The 22087-nt window shown below is 69.2% G+C and carries 21 protein-coding genes, 1 tRNA gene and 1 pseudogene; 6 read left to right on the top strand and 17 right to left on the bottom strand.

All coding sequences use genetic code 11. The annotated features are described in order from the left end of the window. Positions 1 to 9: 9 nt before the first annotated feature. The 3 genes from J2X36_RS17560 to J2X36_RS17550 are packed head-to-tail and all read right to left on the bottom strand — an operon-like array spanning position 10 to position 3348. Entirely contained in the window at positions 10 to 474 is a 465-nt protein-coding gene (locus J2X36_RS17560) for a Mov34/MPN/PAD-1 family protein (protein ID WP_310352063.1), read from the bottom strand. After that, entirely contained in the window at positions 455 to 2176 is a 1722-nt protein-coding gene (locus tag J2X36_RS17555) for a ThiF family adenylyltransferase (RefSeq protein ID WP_310352060.1), read from the bottom strand. Before J2X36_RS17555 ends, J2X36_RS17560 begins: the two co-directional genes overlap by 20 nt. Beyond that, entirely contained in the window at positions 2173 to 3348 is a 1176-nt protein-coding gene (locus J2X36_RS17550) for an MBL fold metallo-hydrolase (protein ID WP_310352058.1), read from the bottom strand. Before J2X36_RS17550 ends, J2X36_RS17555 begins: the two co-directional genes overlap by 4 nt. An 81-nt stretch (positions 3349 to 3429) precedes the next feature. Between J2X36_RS17550 and J2X36_RS17545 the strand changes: the two genes are divergently transcribed. Further along, positions 3430 to 4590: a patatin-like phospholipase family protein gene (locus tag J2X36_RS17545; RefSeq protein WP_310352055.1), complete on the top strand. Its 1161-nt coding sequence runs from the start codon at positions 3430 to 3432 to the stop codon at positions 4588 to 4590. Between the two features lie 16 nt (positions 4591 to 4606). Here J2X36_RS17545 and J2X36_RS17540 read toward each other — a convergent pair whose 3' ends face one another. The 7 genes and pseudogenes from J2X36_RS17540 to J2X36_RS17510 form a co-directional block, all read right to left on the bottom strand. Continuing rightward, the gene (locus J2X36_RS17540; RefSeq protein WP_310352052.1) at positions 4607 to 5224 is read right to left on the bottom strand and encodes a hypothetical protein; all 618 of its coding nucleotides are present in this window, start codon (positions 5222 to 5224) and stop codon (positions 4607 to 4609) included. A gap of 212 nt (positions 5225 to 5436) precedes the next feature. Beyond that, a pseudogene (locus J2X36_RS17535) lies at positions 5437 to 5724 on the bottom strand (hypothetical protein); the annotation flags it as partial. 75 nt (positions 5725 to 5799) lie between these two features. Next, positions 5800 to 6276 carry a hypothetical protein gene (locus J2X36_RS17530; protein ID WP_310352049.1) on the bottom strand — a complete coding sequence of 159 codons (477 nt, stop codon included), beginning with the start codon at positions 6274 to 6276 and terminating at the stop codon, positions 5800 to 5802. A 105-nt stretch (positions 6277 to 6381) separates the two neighbouring features. After that, positions 6382 to 7515: a hypothetical protein gene (locus J2X36_RS17525; protein ID WP_310352045.1), complete on the bottom strand. Its 1134-nt coding sequence runs from the start codon at positions 7513 to 7515 to the stop codon at positions 6382 to 6384. 717 nt (positions 7516 to 8232) lie between these two features. Continuing rightward, positions 8233 to 8308: transfer RNA gene (locus J2X36_RS17520), tRNA-Lys, on the bottom strand. 105 nt (positions 8309 to 8413) lie between these two features. Beyond that, entirely contained in the window at positions 8414 to 9979 is a 1566-nt protein-coding gene (locus tag J2X36_RS17515) for a 2-isopropylmalate synthase (RefSeq protein WP_132254577.1), read from the bottom strand. 369 nt (positions 9980 to 10348) lie between these two features. Further along, on the bottom strand, positions 10349 to 11062 hold the full coding sequence (locus tag J2X36_RS17510) for a hypothetical protein (protein WP_310352041.1): 714 nt from the start codon (positions 11060 to 11062) through the stop codon (positions 10349 to 10351). 328 nt (positions 11063 to 11390) lie between these two features. Here J2X36_RS17510 and J2X36_RS17505 point away from each other — a divergent pair, with 328 nt between their 5' ends. Together J2X36_RS17505 and J2X36_RS17500 are read left to right on the top strand one after the other, a co-directional pair. Then, complete coding sequence (locus J2X36_RS17505; RefSeq protein ID WP_132254579.1) at positions 11391 to 11870, top strand: SRPBCC family protein; 480 nt, start codon at positions 11391 to 11393, stop codon at positions 11868 to 11870. A 101-nt stretch (positions 11871 to 11971) separates the two neighbouring features. Then, on the top strand, positions 11972 to 12304 hold the full coding sequence (locus tag J2X36_RS17500; protein WP_310352038.1) for a hypothetical protein: 333 nt from the start codon (positions 11972 to 11974) through the stop codon (positions 12302 to 12304). Here J2X36_RS17500 and J2X36_RS17495 read toward each other — a convergent pair. From J2X36_RS17495 to pdxY, 3 genes are all read right to left on the bottom strand, one after another. Beyond that, positions 12295 to 13017, bottom strand: a complete 723-nt coding sequence (locus tag J2X36_RS17495; RefSeq protein ID WP_132254581.1) for an NUDIX hydrolase — start codon at positions 13015 to 13017, stop codon at positions 12295 to 12297. The two genes, J2X36_RS17500 and J2X36_RS17495, sit on opposite strands and share 10 nt — an antisense overlap. After that, positions 13010 to 13915 carry a PhzF family phenazine biosynthesis protein gene (locus tag J2X36_RS17490; RefSeq protein WP_310352034.1) on the bottom strand — a complete coding sequence of 302 codons (906 nt, stop codon included), beginning with the start codon at positions 13913 to 13915 and terminating at the stop codon, positions 13010 to 13012. The genes J2X36_RS17495 and J2X36_RS17490 overlap by 8 nt, the downstream gene beginning before the upstream one ends. A gap of 70 nt (positions 13916 to 13985) precedes the next feature. Continuing rightward, positions 13986 to 14834, bottom strand: coding sequence for a pyridoxal kinase PdxY (pdxY, locus tag J2X36_RS17485; protein ID WP_310352031.1), 849 nt, complete (start codon positions 14832 to 14834; stop codon positions 13986 to 13988). A gap of 238 nt (positions 14835 to 15072) precedes the next feature. Here pdxY and J2X36_RS17480 point away from each other — a divergent pair, with 238 nt between their 5' ends. Beyond that, positions 15073 to 15594 (top strand): DedA family protein, encoded by a 522-nt coding sequence (locus J2X36_RS17480; protein WP_132254584.1) that lies wholly within the window; start codon positions 15073 to 15075, stop codon positions 15592 to 15594. Between the two features lie 113 nt (positions 15595 to 15707). Next, positions 15708 to 16193 (top strand): MmcB family DNA repair protein, encoded by a 486-nt coding sequence (locus J2X36_RS17475; protein WP_310352026.1) that lies wholly within the window; start codon positions 15708 to 15710, stop codon positions 16191 to 16193. A gap of 37 nt (positions 16194 to 16230) precedes the next feature. Here the strand turns inward: J2X36_RS17475 and J2X36_RS17470 are convergent, their stop codons facing one another. From J2X36_RS17470 to J2X36_RS17455, 4 genes are all read right to left on the bottom strand, one after another. Next, on the bottom strand, positions 16231 to 16500 hold the full coding sequence (locus J2X36_RS17470) for a hypothetical protein (protein ID WP_310352024.1): 270 nt from the start codon (positions 16498 to 16500) through the stop codon (positions 16231 to 16233). Between the two features lie 203 nt (positions 16501 to 16703). Beyond that, a complete protein-coding gene (clpA, locus tag J2X36_RS17465; RefSeq protein ID WP_310352022.1) occupies positions 16704 to 19190 on the bottom strand; it encodes an ATP-dependent Clp protease ATP-binding subunit ClpA in 2487 nt (828 codons plus the stop codon). A gap of 22 nt (positions 19191 to 19212) precedes the next feature. Next, positions 19213 to 19608, bottom strand: a complete 396-nt coding sequence (gene clpS / locus J2X36_RS17460; RefSeq protein ID WP_405029810.1) for an ATP-dependent Clp protease adapter ClpS — start codon at positions 19606 to 19608, stop codon at positions 19213 to 19215. A gap of 254 nt (positions 19609 to 19862) precedes the next feature. Further along, positions 19863 to 20216 carry a phasin family protein gene (locus J2X36_RS17455; protein WP_132254589.1) on the bottom strand — a complete coding sequence of 118 codons (354 nt, stop codon included), beginning with the start codon at positions 20214 to 20216 and terminating at the stop codon, positions 19863 to 19865. 298 nt (positions 20217 to 20514) lie between these two features. Here J2X36_RS17455 and J2X36_RS17450 point away from each other — a divergent pair, with 298 nt between their 5' ends. After that, the gene (locus J2X36_RS17450; protein WP_132254613.1) at positions 20515 to 21999 is read left to right on the top strand and encodes an SPOR domain-containing protein; all 1485 of its coding nucleotides are present in this window, start codon (positions 20515 to 20517) and stop codon (positions 21997 to 21999) included. The last annotated feature ends 88 nt before the right edge of the window (positions 22000 to 22087 follow it).

Here is a 22087-nt window from a genome sequence, read left to right as displayed (position 1 = left end):
TGCCGGTGGCTACCTCTCGCGCACGACCGTGACGAGCTGCATCCCGCCATCCGGCGTGAAGACATAGGCCCCTACGTCGAGGCGGCGGAAGAGCCGGAGCCGCACAATCAACAGGCACGCGAAAGTCGCGCCGATCCGGCCATCCGCGAGAAGCTCATGCATGGCGGCGAGGTCATCGCGGCTGGGCGTGGTCGGAAACGACGGGTGCGAGTGCCATTCGCCGAGATAGTTGAACTGCGTGTAGTCGTGGCCCGTCCTTCGGTGAAACGCGCGGATTGCCTCGCCGTGATGCCTGGGGTCGCGTACGAAGCTGGTCGCGGTACCGCCGCCACGTTGCACGCTGGCCTCGACGATACGGAACGTGTCCTGCGCGACGGCCTCGCCCATCAGGACCCCGCCGATCTCCCGACGTCCGGCGCGCCGCAGCTCGTCCTTCCACAAGGTGACGACCGGTCTAGGGAGCAGGATCTTCATCGGCGCGCTTCGCGAGCAGCTCGTCGAGGAACTCGATCGCGGCGGTCAAGGCCTCCTCGGTCAGGGCGGCACCCTCGTCCGTCTCGCCAAGCGGGATGCGGATGGGAAGCACCTCGAAAGGCTCCCTGAAGATCCACCTGGCTCGCAGCGCGATGACGTACATGGGGTAGGGGAAGGTGTTGCCTTCGGCCAGCGTATCGAGCGCGAACCGCGCCGCATGGTTGGCGATGACGCCGACCTCGGCATCGTCAGCGACGAGCACATGACCGTCCGCTTCACGCGAGGCGTAATCCCCCGCCTCGACGCCGGTCCATGGGGCGTTGTGATCGCGGCACCACGAGAGGTAGACGCTGCGCATGTCCTGCGGCGGCGCATCGACGTGCGGGCGGTGGCGCGCGACCATGCCACCCAGCCCCCCCTCGAAGACCTCCAGCCAGACGAGCGGCCGGCGGGACCGTGTCGCGACAGCCGAGAGCAGGTTGAAGGCATCGGCATTTGCCGTCGCATCGACGATCACATCGCAGCCCGCCAGCGCTTCCAGTGCCGTGTCGACGCTGGAGCTGGCTTCCTGGCCCACCAACCGGATGGGACGTCCGGTAACCGCGACGTCGGGGTTGATGAGCTTCAGGCGAGTGCCGAGGGCATGCACCTTGTGCTCGCCGACCCCGTTCCAGTCCAGGTCGTTCCGCACGAGGTTCCCGCGCATCAGAACGTCGTCGTCGATGAGTAGGAAGCCACCGACCCCCGCCCTTGCGAGCGTGGTGGCAATCTTCGATCCCGCCGAGCCGCACCCGACGATAGCGGCGCGCTTACCCGGCAAGGCGGCAGGGTTCGTGGCCGCTCGCCACATCCCTCGGTCGCCGATCCGGAGCGGCGTTACCGGAATGAGCTCCTGGCCATCCCCCAGGACCCGCCAAACCATCCGCGGCCAATCGGAGCTCGCGGCGAATACGAACCGTGCATCGTCGAGCCCTTCCTGCGAAACCCGGCACAGCTCGGCGAGGCGCCGCGGGAGGTCTGACGCCGTCCGGTCTAGCAGACGCTCGGCCGAGGCGCCGTTTGGCACCCACATCACCACGCCTCGGATGGCTCGACCCCCCTCGGGAAACCCGGGCTGCCGCCACTGGCCACCGGGAGCGTCTACCGTGTCAATCCAGGAGACGATCGTCTCGGCCTGGCTCCGGTAGCGCATCGTCGCCATCATCGGCGTCGAGGGAGCGGACCCCTGCAGCAGTTCGATCAGCTCCGTCGAGTAGAGGTGACGGAAGTTGTCCCCGCGCAGGAGCTGGCCCAGGGTGAGATCGTGGACCGCCGGCAGCGCCCGGGCCCCGCCGGCGGATTCCGCCTCCGCGGAGAGCAGGGTATGAGCGGAGCGGATCATGACGGCGCCGGTGACCTCCGGACGCCAGTTGTCGGCCCGGTGCTCCAGGCAGAGGGAGCCGCCGGCCCATTGATGGTCGGCCAGCCTCAGGCTCGGATCGACCGGCACAACCTCGGGCGGCGCGTCGGGGTAGAAGCGCGGGTAGCGCAGTTCAAGCTGGATCGGCGCGCCGCCTGCCAGAACGGTGAACCGCAACAGCAGGCGGTCCCTCCCGTCGAGGACGAAGTCGTAGGCGGGCAGCCAATCGACTTCGCCGGCGAGCGCGGCGACGGCCCTCCGCTCGGCAACGAAGCGATCGGGCCGCTCGATGAACCAGGTCAACCGAAGCCCGCCGGCTTGTCGGGAACGACGGGATGGTTCGGGAATGCAAAGCCCGCCGCGGCTGTCGTGGCGGGCCGCAGCAGGCCCGGTCCCTGTGAGAGCAGGGACACGAAACGACACCCCTGCTCGTCGATGACCACCTTGCACGGCTGGGGATTCCGCGCGGGCGAGTGATCCATCGTCACCTCGAACCGGCCGCCCGACCGGTGCGCCACCTCCTTGTAGTAGGCCGCTGCCTGGCGGTGGGGCGGCTGCACGTCAAGGTCGTTCTCCGGGATGCTGCGGCTGGTGGATACCATGATGCCATTCGGCGCCCCGCAGGTTTCGAACAGGTACCTGACCTCCGGTACGGGCACCGTGATCGAGGTGCCTTTGTCGTCCTTGTTAAGGGCGGTGTAGGAGCAGTGGTGCGGGATCTTGCAGACGTCCCAGCCGAGCCGCCACGCCTGGTCATGCCGCAACGTGGTCCGCACGATCAGGGTGAGCGTCTCGGAATCGATGTCCGACGCGAAAAGGACCCGGCGCAACGCCCCGCCCTCGTGAAAGACGGCCTGAAGGACCACGCTGTCCTGGTTCCTGTCGACGACCTGCTCGTTCCGGTCCTGACGCCAGCCGAACGGGCAGTGCACGAAGAATTGCGCCCGCTCCGGTCCATCGAGCGCGTAGCCCGGGACCGTATCGCCGGCGTTGACGATCAGGCCGTAGACATGGGCGAGGGTTCGCCCGTGTAAAGCCAGGAAGCCGGCCAGCGCCTCGGGACGCGAGAAGACCCGAACCCCGTATCCGTGCAGGAGACGGTATCGCGCCTCGTCCTGGATCACCTGGGCGAAGTCGGGCAACTCGTCCTCCAGGATCGCCGCCGCTGGCACCCAGAGCTCGCCGATGCGCGCCCTACCGCCGCCTTGAAGGCGTGGGGAATGGTCGAACCAGAAGAAGTCCTCCGCCCCGTAGACGTGATCCCGGTCCAGGTGGGTGAACAGCACGGCGTCGAAGCCGGACTTGCCGGATCGGATCAGGTCGGCCCTCAGCGCTGCCGCGAGATCGATCCGCCGCTCGTCCTTCGCCGTCGTGCACTCGTCCCCGAAGTCGATGAGGATCTTGCGGCCGTCCGCCAGGTCGATGAGGGTCCCGTCGGCGTCGCCGAGCGGGTGAAACGTGAGCACCGCGGCCATATATTGCCTCCCGTCCAGCTAAACTGGGGCGGGAGGAACGAAAGTGCAACATCGTACCGACGGGCCGGCCCAGGCGCGCTGATGGATGCCGCAATCCCCGCGAGTGGGAGCTCCGCGCCCGCCGAGGATTTCCTGGGCGGCAAGAAGCTTGAGCACGGGATCGGCCTCTGCCTCTCGGGCGGCGGCTTCCGGGCCATGTTGTTCCACGTCGGCGCCTTGACCAGGCTGAACGAGGCCGGGTTACTGCCGCGGCTCGATCGCGTCTCCAGCGTGTCCGGGGGATCCATCGCCGCCGGAGCCCTGGCGGTGGGTTGGAACCGCCTGCGCTTCGACGACAGGGGTGTGGCGTCGAACCTGCGCGAGGAAGTGGGGCTTCCCTTGCTGGCACTGGCGCAGAAGTGGGTCGACGTCCCGGCCGTGGTGCTCGGGCTTCTGCCCCGCCTGTCCGCCGCCGGGATCGCTGGCCGGGTCTACGACAGGACGCTGTTCGGGGGCGCGACCCTCCAAGACCTGCCGGATCGGCCCCGCTTCACCTTCACCGCCACCAGCCTCCAGACCGGCGCGCTGTGGCGCTTCGCCAAGGAGTACGCCGCCGAGTACCATGTCGGGGAATGGAAGCGCCCGGACTTGAGGGTGGCGGATGTCGTCTCGGCCTCCGCAGCTTTTCCCCCCTACATGTCGCCGGCCTACGTGCGGGTACCCCATGGTGCGATGGCCGCGCTGGAGGAGGCCGACCTGCACGAGGACGGGTACAAGGGTCGGCTCTGCCTCACCGACGGCGGCGTCTACGACAATGTTGGCCTGGAGCCGATCTGGAAGCGATACCGCACGATCCTGGTCAGCGATGGCGGCCGGGCCATGCCGGGCAATCCGCTGCCGCGGTCGAACTGGTTCTCTCAGGCCCTGCGCGTCTCGGACATCGCCCTCCAGCAGGGCATCTTCCTCAGGCAGCGGGTGCTCAGGGGCCTGGACCGCATGGGCGAGCGTAAGCTGGTCTCCTGGGGCATCGGTGAGGGCGTGGAGGCTCACGGTCCCGACAACCCCCTCGGCTTCTCGGAGGCCGATACCAAGCGCGCTGCGGCGGTGAAGACGCGTCTCAAGCGCTTCCCCGACGAGATCCAGGAGGTCGTCATGAGGGCAGGCTACGCCCACGCCGACGCCGCGCTGCGCAAAAGCGGCCTCGCGATCGTGCCCTCGACACCCTCCTTCGACGGGTTGCCGACGCTCTCCAGTCGACGCTGAGTGGACTTGAGGGCGATCAGGCCGCACCGGTCCCGCGCTTCCGCGCGGGCCGCTTGCCGTTGCAGTAGTAGCCGGTGAACGACCAGACGTGGGCCAGCGCCCGATGCCACCAAGGCACGTAGGTCAGGCAATCGTCCCGGCCGGTGGAAGCGCACACCCGATTGAAGGCGATCATGTCCAGGGCCGACATGAAGATCGTGCCGTCGGCGTAGAACCCGAGAAGCCGTACCTGGATCTCGCGGAGCCTCTGCCCGTCGCCGCGCGCCTTTTCGAGCTCGACCATCACCCCGTAATACTTGCTGCGCAGGACCTCGTGGTCGCGGCCCTTCCGGGCGAAGCCGACGATCAGGTTTAGGCCGGAGAAGAAGGCGGTGACCGTCGCCAGTGCCGAGACGAGGGGACCCACGCCCTGGATCAGGGACGTGAAGGCGCCCGCACCAGCCACGAACGACACGAGGGAGATGGTCTTTCCGAAGCTGTCGAAGAAGCGGGCGCGCATCCCATGGTAGTATGCGCACCGCTGGGCCTCAAACTTCAGATCCCGGTAAAGGTCGTCGAGCTCAGCCTCGGGAGCCGCCGGTCGGCCGGGGACCTCCGGGAGGGGGTGGTCGGACGCCTGTCTCACGAGTTCCACCGACACCTCCGCCGGGACGATTGACCGGACCCGGCGAGGGCCGCGGCGGGGCTGATGATCCCGGGGGTCGGCCGCCCGAGCTACCACCTTTTGCCATGTTCACACTCCGTTCTGAGTACGATCCTGTACGCTCACAATGGATTGGTCAACGTGAGGTCAGCCTCACCTCCGGGCCTTGCAACCCCGCGTCCCCATTTTTTTCCCGAGCGTCCTCAGGTCATGGCGGCAACACCGCTCGCTAACGGCGCCGCCTCCTCCAGGCGCGCTAGCCGTTCCCACAGCCGCCCCATCTCCGCTTCGGCCACGTCGAGCCGCGCCAGGGCCTCGTCGAGGACCTCCTCGGTTGCCCGCTCGCGCGCCTCCAGCGCCGCCCGCTCCGTCACCAGCTCCGCCGCCGGGTCCGCCCGCGCCGCCTCCCACAGCTCGACGGCGAACTCCCGCAGCCGCCGCTGCAGACCCTCCGGCAGCCCTGCCGCCTCCACCTTCGGCAGGCACTTCCGCTCGGCCTTCCAGCCAGGGTCTTCGCTGGGACTTCGCCGCCTGGCGCTCCGAGAACCTCGCGCCGTCCAACCACGCTAGAAAAGCGGCTTTCGGTTCTCGGGGTTCAGGGCATCGTAGAAATTGACCATGCCGTAATCGATGACCTTGACTTCGCCCGCGGCGGTCTTCCCGAATGCGCTCGGCTTCTTGTCGTTCGTCCAGAACGGGAGCCGGGTCAGGGGCGGTGCGTCGCCCGCTTCGAACTTCTGCAGACGTTCCATCATCAGGTACTTGGCCGAGTGGCTTATGGAGAAGCACTCGGCGAAAAGCTGTTTGAGGTCCGCGTTTGGCCGGTTCCCGATGATGTCTTCTCCCATCCTTACCAAGGCGTTCCAGACGGTCCATTCCACGAAATTGGCGTAGTGGAACGGGGCCTTGCTCTCCTTGATGACGACGTCGGTGCATCCGATGACCGCGTAAACCCGCCGGCCGGTGCCCTCACCCAGCGGCGCCTCTCTATCGATGAGGCTCACGAACTCGTCGTCCGACTTGATGCCGAGAAGCTTTGTCATAGGGTCGCGCGGTCACTCGAAGGGGTACGAAGAAGCTCGACGTGGGTTTTGGCGACCGATCGCGCAAGCCGGATCCGGATGCACGTGAGAGAAGCGCTCTCACCCTCAGACCCCCTTCACCTGCTGAATGATCCATTCGAACGCGGAGATCAGCTTTGTGGCTCCGGCAGGATCTGCGGCCGCTTGCGCTAATGGCACTGCGGCCCAGCGGTTCAGCGACGACTCGTCTAGGGTCACCCCATCCACCTCGGCGAACCGACGCATCAACTCCCGGCGCCGGTCCATGTCGCCGAACACCGGCTTGCCCTCCAGCGACTTAAACTGCAGCCACACCTTGCCCTCTGTCGAGAGGTAAGCCGGGTTGATAGCTATACCCTGGGGTTTCAGGAGCGGGTAGACCGAGCCGTTTTCCCGACCCGTGCCGAAGACTAGCGGCAGGCCCGTGCCTTTCATCCAATCGAGTAAAGCCCTTGCGACGGCAACTTCCTCCGCCGGATACTTGTCCTCGAAGGCTGCGATCAGGCGATCCTCGGTCCAGCGAGTACCCTTCACGGCTTCCTTCCTACTGGCAGCCTCCCGTGTCTGTCCGAAGACCACGGGTACGATGGTGCGGAGGCCTTCGCCGGCGAATTGCCGAAGTTCCAGCGCAAGCACTTCAGCCGGGTTCATTTGAATGTTGAGGAACTCGACGATACGGCGGAGCTCGGTTGGTATGTGGTCCGCCACGAACAAGAGCCGCAACTTCCCTGCCTGTATGTTCGTGCCGACCGCGCTCCAGAACCATTCGGCTGTGGCCGGCGGTTCAAGGAACTCGGTGAGCGTGGTGTCGGCATCCGTTCCGGCCTGAAGACACGTTGCCTCGAAAGCCGCGGCGATCCGTTCGGCGTTCCAGAAGGATTGGAAGTTTGCGGCGTAGTCGAGCATCTGCCCAACCACTTCACGGCGCAGGCGACTATCGGATTGCCGCTTGACCTCTACAAGCGTCGGAACGCCCTCCTGGTCGAGGAAGAGGTGGTCCAGCGACCAGCGTGCCACCTCGTCCTCATGGCCGATGGACAGCTCTTGCCGAACTAGGACGAAGCGCCTCGGATGGTCGGGGTCGATCTGGTCCCCAACTAATAGGGAAGGGAACTTCGAGAGCAGCTTTTGGAAATCAAGCTCGGCCGCGAATTGGGCCGGCAGCATTGGAACGAGAGCCTCGTTGGCCTTCAGTACGAACACCCCGGATTGCGCCGGCATCGGTCCTCCCTCACGTTGGGCCTAGTGAGGTCGGCCTAACCCAGGCAGGGTCACGCCGCCTAGGGCCGGATGTTCAGATCAGACCTGGGCTCCGGACAAATAGCGAGGGCCGTCCTCATGGACGGACAAGTTGCCGGATCTCAACTCGACGGATGGTAAATGACAGACGTTTTGCAGGCTGGCCTGCTTCCCTGTCAGCTCGTAAGTAAATGTAGCACAACCTCCTGATGTCATGGCCGCCGCTTTCAGTCAGCTTCTGCCTTCCGAGCGGACATCCGAACAGGCAGGGCGGAAGGTCCGCAAGGGGTCACTTTGAGCCCACCACCTGAGCCGCGCAGAACGTCCGCTTGTGCGCCATCCGAGCTTCAAAGCAGACGGGGTGCAAACGGCCAAAGTTGGTCGTACCAACCTGCCGCACTGAGCTGCCCGGAAGTGGACGTGCTCAAGGGCCGGAAAGGTGCAGGAGTTAGCGCGCGGGTGCGGTCACTTTGCGCCAACAGGCCCCCGAAAGCCTAACCTGTGCCTGCTCGGGTTGCTGACCACTTCCGCGCCTAAGAGGCGGATGCCGGCTGCAGCAGGCGCTACTGCCTACGCTGCCACACGGAAGGCGAAAGGTAGGGCCGTGCCGCTACCCAGCAAAAAACCTTATTCGGTCCAACCCGAAATAAGGTCGCTTGGCTCAGCCGCCGCCTATCTGCCAGGAGTTCTGGGAGGGATTGGTGGGCGCACTAGGGTTCGAACCTAGGACCCGCTGATTAAGAGTCAGCTGCTCTACCAACTGAGCTATGCGCCCTCATCGCTTGTCAGCGATGCGCCGGGGCCACCAGTCCGCGGCGAGGTCGGGCTGATACCAAGGGGGCCGGGGGCTGTCCACCCCCGGCCCGCAAGAATCTTGAGGCTATTCGGCCGCCGCATGCTGGGCATGCAGGCGCACCGCCGCCGCCGAGAGCTTGTTCAGGGCCGACAGGTAGGCCTTGGCGGAGGCCACCAGCGTGTCAGGGTCGGCGCCGCGGGCGGTCATGGAGCGCTCGCCGGCTTTGAGGCGCACCGAGACCTCGGCCTGTGCATCCGTGCCCTCCGTCACCGCGTGGACCTGATAGAGTTCGAGCTGCGCCTCGTGCGGCACCAGCGCCTTGATGCAGTTGAACACCGCGTCGACCGGTCCGTTGCCGTCCGCCTCCTCGGTGAAGGTGCGCCCGTCCATGTCGATCTTCATGGTAGCCCGCTGCGGACCCCGGGTGCCGGCGATGACCGAGAGCGAGACGAGGCGGATGCGGTCGTGGGCGGTGGCGAGGTTCTCGTCCACCAGCGCCTCGATATCCTCGTCGTAGACGTGCTTCTTGCGGTCGGCGAGCGCCTTGAAGCGATCGAACACGTCCTGGAACTGGTTCTCGGCCAGATGCAGGCCGAGCTCGTCGAGCTTCGAGCGGAAGGCGGCCCGGCCCGAGTGCTTGCCCATCACCAGCGAGGTCTTGCTGACGCCCACCGATGCCGGGGTCATGATCTCGTATGTCTCGGTGTGCTTCAGCATCCCGTCCTGGTGGATGCCGCTCTCGTGCGCGAAGGCGTTCCGGCCGACGATCGCCTTGTTGTACTGCACGGGGAAGTTCGTCGCGTGGGAGACGAGCTTCGAGGCGCGGGTCAGCATCGTGGTCTCGATGCCGGTCTCGTAGGGCATGACGTCGCCGCGGGTGCGGATCGCCATGACGATCTCCTCCAGCGCCGCGTTGCCGGCCCGCTCGCCGATGCCGTTGACCGTGCACTCGACCTGCCGCGCCCCGCCCTCCACGCCGGCGAGCGAGTTGGCGATGGCGAGCCCCAAATCGTTGTGGCAGTGGACCGAGAAGATCGCCTTGTCGGAATTCGGCACGCGCGCGCGCACCGCCTCGAACATGGCGCGGTACTCGGAGGGCGTGGCGTAGCCCACCGTGTCCGGCAGGTTGATCGTGGTGGCGCCCGAGCGGATCGCCGCCTCGACGCAGCGGCAGAGGTAATCGATCGGCGTGCGCGTGGCGTCCATGGCCGACCATTCCACGTCCTCCACGAGGTCGCGGGCCTGGGCCACCGTCTTCAGGATGATCTCCAGCACCTCGTCCTCGCTCTTGCGCATCTGGTGCGCCAGATGGATCGGCGAGGTCGAGACGAAGGTATGGATGCGCCCGCGATGGGCGTGGCCGACGGCCTCGCCCGCCCGCGCGATGTCCGCGGGGATTGCCCGCGCGAGGCCGGCGATGGTCGCGCGCTTGGAGCGGCGGGCGATCTCGGCCACCGCCTCGAAGTCGCCGTTCGAGGCGATGGGGAAGCCCGCCTCGATGATGTCGACGCCCATCGCGTCGAGGAGTTCGGCCACCGCGAGCTTCTCGTCGAGCGTCATGGTGGCGCCGGGACATTGCTCGCCGTCGCGCAGCGTCGTGTCGAAGATGAGAACGCGGTCCTTGGCCGAGCCGGTCTGGGTCGTGGTCATGGGTATCTCGCTTGCCCTGTCGCGGCGCGCCCCGTCTCGAGCGGTCGGCGGCGCCATCAAGCCTGTCGTCGTGGTGCGCAATCCCCTGAGAGCCCAGGCGCGCGCCCGGACGGCCCTCAGGGGCGGGTAAGGAGAAGGCGGACGAGACGCGCGCGCGACCGCGACGCTGCACGGGCAGCGCGGATGGTCGGGCACACGGAGCCGGCTCGGGCCAAGGCTCGTCTCTCCTCGCGGGACACGACGGGCGGACGCGATTCGCCGGTCAGGGCGGGGACGGTCCGGGGGTTGACGTACGTATCCTTCGCGCGGGTGAAACACAAGCGAGCGTCCCGAGGACCCGCGCCGACGAGGGCGCCGATCAGCGCGCCCTCACCGCCCCGTCCTCCGGGGGGCCGGGCCGGCGCCCGCCTCCATCCGTTCCGCGATCCAGAGGACGTGGCGCCGCCCGCTCGTGCCGCCGTTCGCCCGCACGCGAAGCTCGTCGACCGCGAAGCCCGACCGCTGCAGCCGGGACTTGAAGTGCCGGGCCGGCCCGCCGGACCAGACGCCGAGCAGGCCGCCCGGGCGCAGGGCGTAATGCGCGCGCTTCAGGCCCCAGGAATCGTAGAGGCGGTCGTTCTCCTGCCTGACCATCCCCTCCGGCCCGTTGTCGACGTCGAGGAGGATGGCGTCGTACTGGCCGGGGCCCGACTGGATGAGGCGGTTCACGTCCGCCTCCACGAGCTCGACGCGGGGATCGTCGAGGCTTCCCTCGAACAGGTGCGCGAGCGGGCCCCGCGCCCAGGACGTCACCGCCGGCACCAGTTCCGCGACGACGACGCGCGCCTCCGGCCCGAGGGCCTTCAGGGCCGCGCGCAGCGTGAAGCCCATGCCGAGCCCGCCGATCAGGATCTTGGCGCGCGGCCGGTCGCGGAGACGCTCGCAGGCGATCGTGGCGAGCGCCTCCTCCGAGCCCCGGAGCCGATTGTTCATCAGCTCGATCGTTCCGACCACGATCGAGTACTCGTCGCCGCGCCGCATGAGGCGCAGCGGGACGCTCTCGCCCGGGATGGCGCCGGTATCGAGATGAACCCATGGGATCAAGGACGAACTCCGTTCGGATCGCGGCGGACTCGGCGGAGGCGCGCGGCGCCGGCCGCTCCGGCGCAAGGCGGGACACCTAGCCCGCGCCCGCGCGGCACGCCAGGGCCGGCCGGCACTCCACCCGCGGCGCAGGCTCGACCACGACGCGACCCTTCCGGCCGGAGACAGGCGCGACCGATCGTGATCCGGAACCGCCGCCCCCGCCATTGCCGACGCGGCCGCGCCGCCTAGCTTCGCGCCGAGCCCGGCGAGGGTTAACGGACGAGGGGTCCGGCGGTCCGCTGCGGGGCCGGGCCTCGCCCCACCACAACAACGGATGGAGACTCCCATGACGCGCCACACCCTGCGGCTCGCGCTCACCGCCCTCCTCGTCGGCGCAGCGGCGCCCGCGCTCGCGATCGACGTCCAGAAGACGGCCACGATCGAGGCGCCCCCCGCCAAGGTCTGGCAGACGATCGGCGATTTCTGCGGCATCGGCACCTGGCATCCGGCCGTCGAGACCTGCACCCCGTCCGAGAAGGACGGCAAGGCGATCCGCACCCTGAAGCTGAAGGGCGGCGGCGCGATCGTCGAGGAGCAGACCTCCCGGGACGACAAGGTGATGTCCTACAGCTACGCGATCCAGGAGAGCCCGCTGCCCGTCTCCGACTACACGTCGACCCTCGCCGTTGCCCCCGAGGGCTCGGGCTCGAAGCTCACCTGGACCGGCAGCTTCTCGGCCAAGGGCGTGCCGGACCCGGTCGCCAAGGACGTGATCGAGGGCATCTACGACGGCGGCCTCAAGGGGATCGCCGAGAAGGCGAAGTAGGACGGGCACGGCGGCGATTGACCGGCCTGGGGCCGAGGGCGCACATACCGGATCCGCCAAGCTCGGCCGTGCGGGTCGGGCGCGAACCGGGATGTCCGTCCGTGACAGCGTACCGCCTCAGCCTCGCCCTTGTCGCCACCGCTCTCCTCGCGGGCCTTGCCGGCGCCTGCCAGCCGAAGGCGGCCGCGCCCGTCGTGGCGGCGGCGACGCCCGCCCCCGTCTCGGTGCCCCCGGCGGGGCCGGGCTGCGGACCGAACATCGCCCGGACTCAGGCGGTGGTGGACAGCGACGTCGCCACCGGCAACCTGAACCAGCCGGTCGGCGCCCGCTTCAGCGCCGACCTCGCCCGCGCCTCGGCCGCCTGCGCCGCCGGCCGCGAGGGCGAGGCGCTCGGCCTGCTCGCCGCCGCCAAGACCCGCTACGGCTACCGCTGATCCGCGAAGGCGTCGGCGAGGAAGGCGCGCACGAAGCCGGGCATCCGGTCGGCGTCGACGTCGCCGGGTCCGCGGGCGACGACGATGCGGGCGAGTTCCGGCTCGGCCTCCCCGGCGCGATGCCGCTCCATGCGCGCCCGCAGGCCCTCCGCATCCTCCGGAAAGGGCACGGGCCGCAGGAAGGCGAGCTGGCCCTCGCCCTTGAGCAGCACCCATTCCTCCGCCGCGTCCTCCGGCAGGGCGAGGCCCGTCTCCTCGCGCAACTCCCGTGCGGCCGAGCCCGCGAGATCGACCGTCTCGCCGCGCACGTCGTCGCGGTCGGGCGTACCGCAAGGGAAGTAGATCTGGCCGGCATTCGCCGTGTGCGGGCCCATCTCGCCGAGGAGCACCGCCCCGTCGCGGGCGAGAGGCACGATGGCCGCGAAGGCGTTCGCCACACGCCCGTCCGGCGAGCCGGCATCCCGGAAGGCGATAAAGCGGGAATAGCGCGTCTCGAAGAACTGGGCCTCGCACTGCCCGTCCGAAACCGAGACGCCGCAGGCGAGGAGCACCGGCCCGTCGAAGAGGCCCGGCCTCTCGCCGAGCCGCCGCCGCCAGTTCTCGGCGATCATCTCGGCATTGTCCTCCGCCCAGGCCCAGGCGAAGGGGACGAGGCGCGCCGTGACGCCGTGGAGGCGGGCAAGTTGGAAGCCGAGCGGACCCACCTCAGGCAAGGAGCACCCCCTCGCTGACGACGATGGCCGCGCCGCCGATCTCGACCGAGCGCAGCGCTCCTTCCTCGACGACGACCTGCAGGGCGATCTCGCTCGGGCGGCCCATGGCGACGCCCTGGCGGATGACGACGTCGTGCTCGGCCGATCCGAGACGCTCGAACTGCATCAGCACGCCCGCGAAGGCGGCTGCCGCCGAGCCCGTCGCCGGGTCCTCCGGTACCCCGAGATGGGGCGCGAACATCCGGGCCTGGTAGCGCTGCCCGAGCCCGTCCGGATCCGGCGTGTAGAGGTAGAGCGCTCCCGCTTCCTCGAGCGCGGCGAGCGCCCCCGCGTCGATTCGGGCGGCGTCGAGGCGCTCCCGGGAGGCGACCGGCACGAAGGTGTAGGGCACGCCCGCATCGTGGCGGCTGGGACGATGGGCGGCGAACCCGATGTCGCCGGTGGCGAGGCCGAGCGCCCCGGCAAGGGCGGCGGGCTCCGGCCCGTCGCCGAGGAAAGCCGGCAGGCTCGGCACCTTGAAGCGGGCGCGGCCCCTCCCCTCCCCCGCCTCGACGACGCAGGGGACGATGCCGACCCCTTCCTCCAGCCCGAAGGCGACGGCGTCGGCGAGGGCCGCGGCGGCGCGCCCGTCCTCAAGCGCCAGCAACACCGCCGCGCCGACCGTCGGATGCCCGGCGAAGGGCAGCTCGCGGGTGGGCGTGAAGATGCGCAGGGCCGCCCGGTGGCGCGCCTCGGCCGGGGGCAGCACGAACACCGTCTCCGACAGGTTGAACTCCCGGGCGATCCGCTGCATCGCCGCACCGTCGAGGCCCTCGGCATCCAGCACCACGGCGAGCGGATTGCCGGCGTAGGGCTCGTCCGTGAACACGTCGAGGGTGACGAACCGGCGTCGGGTCATGGGCTCTGTTCCGTGGCTCGAGGGATCGGGACGCAAACGCCGGACCGGCGCGGGGCGTTCGCGGGCAGCCTCACACCGGCTCGACCGGGAAGGTCTCGCTCGGGGCGACGAATTCGTCCTGCGCGGCGACCGTGAGGATCTCGCGCGAACCCGCCTCCGCGGTGCGGCGCAGGAGGCCGTAGACCGAGGCGCCCGCCATGCCGAGCGCCAGCGCCGCAGAGCCGCTGCGGGCGTAATGCACGAAGAACAGGGCCGCGACCGCATCCCCGGCGCCGTTCACGTCGAGATGGAGGCGCGGTGTGCGCAGGCGCCAGAAGGTGCCCCCCTCGCCCGCCAGGAGGTCGATCGCGTCGCTGGGCGTGTCGTCGGTGGCCAGGGAGGTCACCAGCACCACGCGGGGACCCAGGGCCTGCAGGGCCGCGACCGCCCGCTTCGCCTCCGCCAGCGTGCCGGTCGGCAATCCCGTGAGGAGGTTCAGCTCGAACGCGTTCGGCGTGACGATGTCGGCGGCGGGCACCGCGCGATCCCGCATCAGCTCGGCGATGCCGGGCCGCACGTAGACGCCCCGGTCGGTGTCGCCGATGACCGGATCGCAGCAATAGAGCGCCGCCGGGTTCGCCGCGCGGACCGCCGCCACCGCCCCCAGGATCGCCGTGCCGATATCGGGCGAGCCCATGTAGCCCGAGAGCACGCCGTCGCACTGGCCGAGCACGCCGCGCTCCGCGATGCCGGCGACGAGTTCCTCGATGGCCGGCCCATCGAAGACGCGCCCGCGCCACGCGCCGTAGCCCGTGTGGTTCGAGAACTGCACCGTATGGATTGGCCAGACCTCGACGCCGAGGCGCTGCATCGGAAAGACGGCAGAGGCGTTGCCCACGTGCCCGTAGGCGACGTGCGACTGGATCGACAGGACCTTCACGGGAGGCGCCTCCCCACGCGACGCGGACCGGAGCCGCCCCAGAATGTCTCTCACGCAACTCCCGCCGCACCCTCGAAGGCCGGAGGCCGACCCAGGGGTCGGGAGTTGCGTGAGGAGCCCTTAGCGCCTTTCGGGACGCCGCGCATCCGCGGAGGCGGGCACGCTTGCCCTTCGGCAAGGCGGCGCCACATCGGGACGGACCGCCCTGTTCTCAGAGTTCGAGCCCACAAGGACCTCCATGGATTTCGAAGCCCTGCGCACCGCGACCCTCGGCTTCGTGGAGGCACACAAGGCGTGGACGCCCGTCATCACCGGGCTTCTCGCCTTCTGCGAATCGATCGCCTTCCTGTCGCTCCTCGTGCCGGCGACCGTGATCCTGGTCGGGATCGGGGCGCTGGTCGGGGCCGCCGACATCCCGTTCTGGCCGGTGGTCATCGCCGCCGCCATCGGTGCGGCGCTCGGCGACTGGATCTCCTACGAGTTCGGCCACTACTACAAGTCCGGCGCCAAGCGCATGTGGCCGATGCGGAGCTACCCCGAGATGGTGGCGAAGGCCGAGGCCTTCCTGCACCGGTGGGGCGCGGGCGCGGTGGCGCTCGGGCGTTTCTTCGGCCCGGCGCGGGCCGTCGTGCCGCTGATCGCGGGGGTGTTTGGCGTCGAGCGCCTGCATTTCCAGATCGCGAACGTGCTCTCCGCCCTCGTCTGGGCCTTCGTGCTGCTCGCGCCCGGGGCCGGCCTCCTGACATGGTTCCAGGGATAGGTGTTCCAGGGATAGGCCTGCGCCCTGCGGTGCCGGCGCCGCATCGACAAGCCCGGCCCCGGCTGGTTCGATGCGCGCGTCCCGATTCGGGACGCGTCACGCAAGATCCCGCCTTGTCCGCAACCCTCGCCGCCGCCCTTCTCCCGCCCGACCGCCGGCAATCGCCGACCGCCGCCGCCACGCAGCGCGGCGTGCGCCGCCTTTTCGCGGAGCTCGGCCAAGTGAGCCTGCCCGAATTCTCCCTGGCCAACGGGCGCCGCGCCGACGTGATCGCGCTCACGGCCTGCGGCAGGCTCACCATCGTGGAGATCAAGTCGAGCGTGGCCGACTTCCGGGCGGACAAGAAGTGGCCGGATTACCGGGAGTATTGCGACCGCTTCTACTTCGCGATCCCGCACACGCTGCCCTGCGAGCTGATCCCCGAGGAGGCCGGCCTCATCGTCGCCGACGCCTTCGGCGGCGCGATCCTGCGCCAGCCCGAGGAGCATCCCTTGAGCGGCGCTCGCCGGAAGGCCGTGACGCTGCGCTTCGCGCACAGCGCGGCGGGCCTGCTGCACACGCTCGCCGACCCCGGCGCGATCCGCGACGGGGCGCTCTGAAGCGCTCTTCGCGGAGCGCCTGCCTCGAGCAGGCTCCTTAGGCCCGCTTCTCCATCATCGCCTTGACCTGCATGAGCTGGTCCCAGACCTGGCCGGGCGAGGTGCCGAGAAGGTCGAAGCCAGCGGTCACGCCCCAGTAGAGGCCGAGGCAGATCAGGGGGACGAGAACCCAGGCCAGAAGCTCCTCGCCGCGGCGGCGGCGCCTGCGACGGCGGCGGCGCTCCTCGCGACGCGTCAGCTTCTTGGGCGGCGGAGGCACGGAGCGTGCGACGGGCGTGAGGGGGCCCTCATGCAGATCGCTGGTCATGGTGCCCCCCTCGTCTCGCGCGGGCAGCGATGCCGCGCCCCCTGAGCCTCTCGCCGAACCCCCGCCGATCTCGGCGGAAGGACGCCCGGTCGATGGGCGTCTCGCGGGTGGCTCATATCCTGGGACGCGGGTGCAGAAAAGGACCCGAAAGCCTCAGCCGGCCCTCCGCGTCGCGGGACGCGACGGTGAGGGCCAGCCGGGTCTCAGGCCCGGACGAGCGGGACCTTGGGCACGGTGCGCACGCCACCCGAGCCCCCGGATCCTCCGCCGCCCTTGTCCTTCTCGGCCTTCTTGCGGGTCGTGGCGCGCGGCTTCGAGCGCTTGTGCTTCTTGGCCGCGTTGGTCACGTCCTTCTCCGGCTTCGGCGTCACGGGGCCGGCCGGGAACTCGAAGCCGAGCACGTCCTTGGCGCCGGCCTTCGCGTCCGCAACCTCCGGCTTCTTCACGACCACCTTCACGGCGCCGCCATCCTTGAGGCGCCCGAACAGCACCTCGTCGGCGAGCGGCGTCTTGATGGTCGACTGGATGAGCCGGGCCATGGGACGGGCGCCCATCGCGTCGTCGTAGCCGTGCTCGACCAGCCAGTCGCGGGCCTCGTCCGAGAGCTCGATCGTGACGTTGCGGTCGGCGAGCTGGGCCTCGAGCTGGAGGACGAACTTGTCGACCACCTTGGCGACGACCTCCTTCGGCAGGTGGCCGAAGGAGATGATCGCGTCGAGGCGGTTGCGGAATTCCGGCGCGAACAGCCGGTTGATCGCCTCCACGTCGTCGCCCGAGCGCTTGGTCTGCGTGAAGCCGTAGGCGGACTTGGCGAGGTCGGAGGCGCCCGCGTTCGACGTCATGATGATGATGACGTTGCGGAAATCGACCTGCTTGCCGTTGTGGTCGGTCAGCTTCCCGTGGTCCATCACCTGCAGCAGGATGTTGAACAGGTCCGGATGCGCCTTCTCGATCTCGTCGAGGAGCAGCACGCAGTGCGGGTGCTGGTCGATCCCGTCGGTCAGGAGGCCGCCCTGGTCGAAGCCGACATAGCCGGGGGGCGCGCCGATCAGGCGGCTCACCGTGTGGCGCTCCATGTATTCCGACATGTCGAAGCGCAGCATCTCGACGCCGAGGGAGGCGGCGAGTTGCTTGGCGGCCTCGGTCTTGCCGACGCCGGTCGGACCCGCGAACAGGTAGGAGCCGATCGGCTTGTCAGGATCGCGCAGCCCCGCGCGGGCGAGCTTGATCGCCGAGGTCAGCGCCTCAATGGCGTTCGTCTGGCCGTAGACGACCCGCTTCAGGTTCTCGGTGAGGTTTTGGAGAACCACCGCATCGTCCTTCGAGACGGTTTTCGGCGGGATGCGGGCCATCGTGGCGATGGTCGCCTCGATCTCCTTGACGCCGATCGTGCGCTTGCGGCGCGCCTCCGGCACCAGCATCTGCGAGGCGCCCGTCTCGTCGATGACGTCGATCGCCTTGTCGGGCAGCTTGCGGTCGTTGATGTAGCGGGCCGACAGCTCGACCGCGGCCTTGACCGCATCGGTCGTGTACTTGAGCTTGTGGAACTCCTCGAAATACGGCCGCAGGCCCTTCACGATCTCGATCGCGTCCGGGATCGACGGCTCGTTGACGTCGATCTTCTGGAAGCGGCGCACGAGCGCCCGGTCCTTCTCGAAGTACTGGCGGTACTCCTTGTAGGTGGTCGAGCCGATGCAGCGCAGCGTGCCGGAGGCCAGCGCCGGCTTGAGGAGGTTCGAGGCGTCCATCGCGCCGCCCGAGGTGGCGCCCGCACCGATCACGGTGTGGATCTCGTCGATGAACATGATCGCGTTCGGGTGCGCCTCGATCTCCTTCATCACCTGCTTGAGACGCTCCTCGAAGTCGCCGCGGTAGCGGGTTCCGGCGAGCAGCGTGCCCATGTCGAGGGAGAAGACGGTCGCGTCGGCGAGCACCTCCGGCACCTCGTGCTGGATGATCTTGCGGGCGAGCCCTTCCGCGATCGCGGTCTTGCCGACGCCGGGGTCGCCGACGAGGAGCGGGTTGTTCTTCTGGCGGCGGCAGAGCACCTGTATCGTGCGCTGCACCTCGGCCTCGCGGCCGATCAGCGGGTCGATCTTGCCGTCGCGGGCCTTCTTGTTGAGGTTGACGCAATAGGCGTCCAAGGCATCGCCCTTCTTCTTGGCACGCCCCTCGCCCTCGTCGCCGCTCGGGCGCTCGCCGGCGCCCTCCTCGTCGGCCCCGCGCACCGGCTTCGCCTCCGAGGCGCCCGGCCGCTTGGCGATGCCGTGGCTGATGTAGTTGACCGCGTCGTAGCGGGTCATGTCCTGCTCCTGCAGGAAGTAGGCAGCGTGGCTCTCACGCTCGGCGAAGATCGCCACCAGCACGTTCGCCCCCGTCACCTCCTCGCGGCCGGAGGATTGGACGTGGATCACGGCGCGCTGGATCACGCGCTGGAACCCGGCCGTCGGCTTGGCGTCCTGGCGTCCGTCGCCGGTCAGGTTCGAGAGCTCGGTATCGACGTACTCGACGAGGCTGCGCTTCAGCGCGTCGATCTCGACGTTGCAGGCCCGCATCACGGCGGCGGCGTCCTGATCGTCGACGAGGGCGAGGAGCAGGTGCTCCAAGGTCGCGTATTCGTGCCGGCGCTCACCGGCGAGCGCCAGGGCGCGGTGGAGGGCTTGTTCTAGGCTGCGTGAGAAGCTGGGCAAAGCTCGTGCCTCTGTTGGGGGCCTACTTCTTTTCCATAACGCACTGGAGAGGATGTTGGTGTTTGCGGGCAAAGTCCATGACCTGCGTCACCTTGGTCTCCGCGACCTCGTAGGTGAACACCCCGCACTCGCCGACGCCGTTGTGATGCACGTGCATCATGATCTGGTAGGCGTCCTCGTGGCTCTTGTTGAAGAACCGCTCCACCACGTGGACGACGAACTCCATCGGCGTGTAGTCGTCGTTGAGGAGCAGCACCCGGTAGAGGCTCGGCCGCTTCGTGCGCGTCTTGGTGCGGGTGATGATCGCCGTGTTGGAGCGGTCGTCGCCGCCCGGTCCGCGCGGGTTCGAGGCGGCTACGGTCACGGCTTTCTCGTTGACCGGCCGCGAGGCGGCAGGCGGACATGCGGTGCCCCGCATCATCGGGCCCTGAGACATCTGAATCGCACCGACCCCATCTGGCGGCAACATCACGCTCGCGGGGCGCGCCGGCGAGGCGCGCTCGCTTCGACGGCAATCTATAGGCCGAGGCGCAACTTCGCCAGACGGCTGCGCGCACTTGTCCGTGTCTCTCGGGAGCGCGGCCGCAGCCAGCGGGCACGCGGCTTGCGCGCCGCGCAGGCTGCGGCCGGAGGCCCGGCGCGCGAGGCCGGCCCCCGGCGGCGTCGGGTGCCTCAGGCGACCTTGTGCAGGGCAAAGCTCTCGAAGGGCTTCGCGAGATCCTTGGCCAGCGCGACGTAGAGGTCGCGCAGCGTCGCGGCCTGCGCAGCGCCCCGCTCGAACGAAGCCTTCACGTACTCGGTCTGGATCTCGACGGCCTTGGCGACGGTGCCGGCCTTGGACAGCTTCTCGGCCGTGGCCGCGGAATGCTCGTAGGATTGCTTCGCGTAATCCGCCCACTCGATGCCGATGGTCTGGGCGGTCTTGGCCGCCGCGCCCATGCCGGCGAGCACCGAGTCCAGGCCCGTCTTCACGGCGGCCTCGGCCTTCTGGAACGTCGCCTCGGTCTTCTCCAGGGATTTCGTCATCGGATCTACCCGGTGCCCCAGCGGGGCACCCCTCTGCTGCGTGTTGCGAGAGCGCCGGGACCGACTTGCGAGCGCGAGCCTGCCGGCAGACCGAATATGTGCACTGCAACATAGTGCGTCAAGCGGATGGTGCGATGCAAAATCAGTCGTGAAACGCACCGATCCCATTAACCGGCCCGTAACCGCGCCGACTTACGGTTTTCGACTGAAGCAGCGAGGCCACGGTGCCGCGGCACGGGCTCGCCGAGATGGTGCGGTGCGTCCGGCGGGGCCGGACCGGCGGGGGCAGTCAGTCGTGATGCGTAGCGTTGTGAGCCGGTCTCGGACGTCCCGCGCTCTGCCAGCCGCCCTCGCGGCCGCGGCTCTCCTCACCGCCCTCGCCTCGCCCGCCGAGGCGCGCCGGCGGCATCACCATGCCCGCGCCGGCGGCGGCTACAACCCGCCCTACGCGGCCATGGTGGTCGACGTGAAGACGGGCAAGACCCTGCATGCCGTCAACGAGGATTCGCTGCGCCATCCGGCCTCGATCACCAAGGTGATGACCCTCTACATGCTCTTCGAGCAGATGGAGAAGGGTCGCTTCGCCCTCGATTCGGAGCTGACGATCTCGGCCCGCGCCGCGGCGCAATCGCCCTCGAAGCTCGGGCTGCGGCCGGGCTCCACCATCGAGGTCGAGGACGCGATCAAGGCGATCGTGACGAAGTCGGCCAACGACGTGGCCTGCGCGATCGGCGAGAACATCGCCGGCTCCGAGGAGCGTTTCGCCCAGATGATGACCGAGAAGGCCCGCGCGCTCGGCATGAGCCGGACCCGCTACGTCAACGCCTCGGGCCTGCCGGATGCCGACCAGATCACCACCGCGCGCGACCTGACGATCCTCGCCCGGGCGATCCAGGACCGCTTCCCGCGCTATTACCGCTATTTCCAGACCCGCTCCTTCGCCTTCCGCGGCCGGGTCATCGGCAACCACAACCGCCTGCTCGGCGCCGTGCAGGGCGTCGACGGCATCAAGACGGGCTACACCCGCGATTCCGGTTTCAACCTGATGACGGCCGCGCGGTACGACGATCGCCAGATCGTCGCGATCGTGCTCGGCGGCAAGTCGGGCGCGAGCCGCGACCGCATCATGGCGGATCTCGTGCGTGCGAGCCTGCCCCGCGCCTATGCCGGCGCGCGCCAGACAGGGGCGGTCGTCGAGGCCGCGGAGCGGACGCGGCCCGCCGTGGTGGCCGATGCGGTCTCCCGGACCCGCACGCAGGTCGCCTCGGCCGACGACGACGAGGTCGACACCACCGCCTCGACGGATCGCAACCAGCCCCTCGACATCCTGCCGAGCCGCGCCACGACGACGCCGGGCAGCGCCGGCCTCGGCGCGCGGACGGCCCCCGCCCTGCCGAAGGCCGCGCAGGCCTACGCGGCGGCGGCGAACCCGTCGCCCTTCCCCGGCTCGTCCAAGTCCGAGGCCCGCCTCGCCTCGGTCGACGGACCCGCCCGCGCCGAGGCCCCGAAGCCGCTGTCCGGCCCGCGGGTCGTGCCGACGGCCTGGGTCATCCAGCTCGGCGCCATGGACGACGAGGACAAGGCCAAGTCGATGCTGGCGGACGCCCGCTCCCGCGGCGGCGGAGCCCTCGCGAAGGCCGCCCCCTACACCGTGAAGGTCGAGCACGGCGGCGCGACCCTCTACCGGGCCCGCTTCTCGGGCTTCTCCGAGCAGGATTCGGCGCAGGACGCCTGCAAGGCGCTGAAGCGCAGCGGCTTCAACTGTTTCGCGACCCGGAGCTGAGGGTCGCGCCCCGCGCCCACCCGGGCGCGGCATTCAGGACCTCGAGGACGGCGCCGTTCGCGCCGGTCCCGCCGGCTCGTCCCGGCGG

The organism is Methylobacterium sp. BE186 (assembly GCF_031457035.1).
GTDB classification, from domain to species: Bacteria; Pseudomonadota; Alphaproteobacteria; order Rhizobiales; family Beijerinckiaceae; genus Methylobacterium; species Methylobacterium segetis.
This window is presented reverse-complemented; position numbering and strand designations above follow the sequence as displayed.